Source organism: Caballeronia sp. LZ033 (genome assembly GCF_031451265.1).
Lineage (GTDB): Bacteria > Pseudomonadota > Gammaproteobacteria > Burkholderiales > Burkholderiaceae > Caballeronia.
On record NZ_JARUXQ010000030.1, the window covers coordinates 1 to 1,175 of the forward strand.

2 protein-coding genes are annotated in these 1,175 nt (G+C 61.6%); both read right to left on the reverse strand.

The window, feature by feature from the left end; all coding sequences use genetic code 11:
- Positions 1-261 (reverse strand): contractile injection system protein, VgrG/Pvc8 family (locus QCE62_RS35020; protein ID WP_309928000.1); only part of this gene is annotated, 261 nt, incomplete at its 3' end.
- Positions 262-484: 223 nt separating this feature from the next.
- Positions 485-1,175: hypothetical protein (locus tag QCE62_RS35025; RefSeq protein ID WP_309928001.1), on the reverse strand; the 691-nt coding region annotated here is incomplete at its 5' end.

A 1,175-nucleotide genomic window follows, 5' to 3' on the forward strand; every position in this document is an offset into this window, starting at 1 on the left:
GCGCGAGGTGAGCGTCTCGCGGCCATTGAACTCGAAGCGGGTGATCTGTCCGTCGAGATAGCGCAGCGCGCCGACCTGCGGCTGGATCTCCAGCGTGAGGGACTTGCCGAGAGCGCTCTTGAGATCGAGCGAAGCATCGCCCGAGACGAGTTGCACCTCGAAGTCGAAGAGAGTGGAAAGGGCTTCGTTTCCTGTCATGGAGCGGAAACTGAGGATGCCGGATGCAAATGCGTCGCTGTAGGCGGTCACAATCTGGGTCATGTCGGTCTCTTGTGATAATCGGATCGTTGCTCAGGCACGCGTGTCAAGTGAGTCATCCTGAGTGGTGCCAGTCTGTAGCGGCACGCCCCCGGATGTTGTCGGCCGACTTGATGAGTCGGCCCTGGTGGCGGACTTGCTCTAAACGGTTCTCATGGTTGCCTTGCCCTCCGTGCTATGGGTGACGTTGAACAGTGCGTCGCCGGCCATGGTGTGACCGCCGGTCTCACCACTTGACTTCATAGCCAACCTTGACGATGGTCACGCCGGTTTCGCTGATCGAGGCGCCGTTCTGCGCCACCGCCGTGCCGGTATTCGATACCCAGAGGCCCGTGTTGTTGACCGCGTTGCCCGCATTGGTCACCACGTTTCCGATGGTGCTGACATCGTTCGTGTGAAAAACCTCGTTCGACCCGACGTTGACACCGAACGTGTTGCCGACGTTGAAGTCGTTCTCGTTGCCGGCGATGAAGCTGGTGAAATTGCCGATGACCGACGACATGCCCACGCCCGCGATCAAGGAATTGTCCGCACCCACGGTGAGCGTGTTCGAAAGACCGTTCACCGTGATGCTGTAAGCGCTCCCGCTGAGATTCGGCTGGAAGAAGTTCTGGACGAAGGAAGGCAACTGGCTGGCGAGCGTGCCGCCCTGTGACGTGCCCGACGGTGAAGTCGATGTCGATGTCGATGCCGACGGCGTGGACTGCTGCATGCCCCTGCGGGCGTAGGCCTTCCTGCCGGGCTTGCCCGGTCGCGCCGCCATGGCCTGCTGCAATTGCCCGGCCGTGCTGGTACTGACCGGCTGATTCAACAGACGCTGCGCGCCGGATGGCGGCGGCGAAGTCGAACTGTCGCCCGAAGCGAGCGGCAAGCCCACTTCGATGGTGTGTGAGCCGGCTGTGGTGTGCGTGGTGTTC